Annotated in this window: 1 protein-coding gene; it reads right to left on the reverse strand. The window is 55.3% G+C overall.

The window, feature by feature from the left end; genetic code table 11:
• The coding region (locus A3730_RS08705) for a histidine kinase dimerization/phospho-acceptor domain-containing protein (RefSeq protein ID WP_304439481.1) at window positions 1-742 on the reverse strand (742 nt) is incomplete at both ends.

A 742-nucleotide genomic window follows, 5' to 3' on the forward strand; every position in this document is an offset into this window, starting at 1 on the left:
ATCGGTCTTGATGCGCTCTGGCACCCGACTGTCGATATGAATGTACAGCGGCAGGGATTTTTCGCTGGAGCGTAGTGCAAACAGGCGCACGCAATCATCGACGATGTTTTCCAGCGCGATGGGCTGGTAATCCAGCTCCAGCTTGCCGGACTCGATTTTCGAGTAATCGAGAATATCGTTAATCACGGTCAGCAAAGACTGCGTGGACTGATAAATGGTGCCCACATATTGCGCCTGCTGGTGGGTCATGCTGGTACGGCGCAGCAGGTCGGTCATGCCCATGATGCCGTTCATGGGCGTGCGGATTTCATGGCTCATGGTGGCCAGGAATTCACTTTTGGCGTGATTTCTGGCGCCAGCCTTGAACGCTTCCATTTCCGCGATGGCGCGGTCACGCACTGAATCGGAATGGGCTTCTTTCAAGCGATTGATGCGCCGGGCCAGCGCCAGGGAAAGCAGTACGACTTCGAGAAAAACACCAATTTGAACCAGGTTTTCGGTCAGCGCATTGCGTGGAACAAAACCGTATTTATTCAGTGCCATGGCCGCTGCGCCAACAATAAAGCAGGACCAGGCGATGGTGAAAATTCGCGCATCCGGGTCGCCGCTACGGGCACGGATCAGCCCGACGAAGAAGATACTGAAATCCATCAGCAAAATGGCGCTGACGGAAATCGGAATCAGGAAGGTGCGGCTGGTAAAGGGGGCCGCGAGGAAGAGCACGGTGCCAATGCCCACCAGT

This window comes from Alcanivorax sp. HI0044, assembly GCF_001634945.1.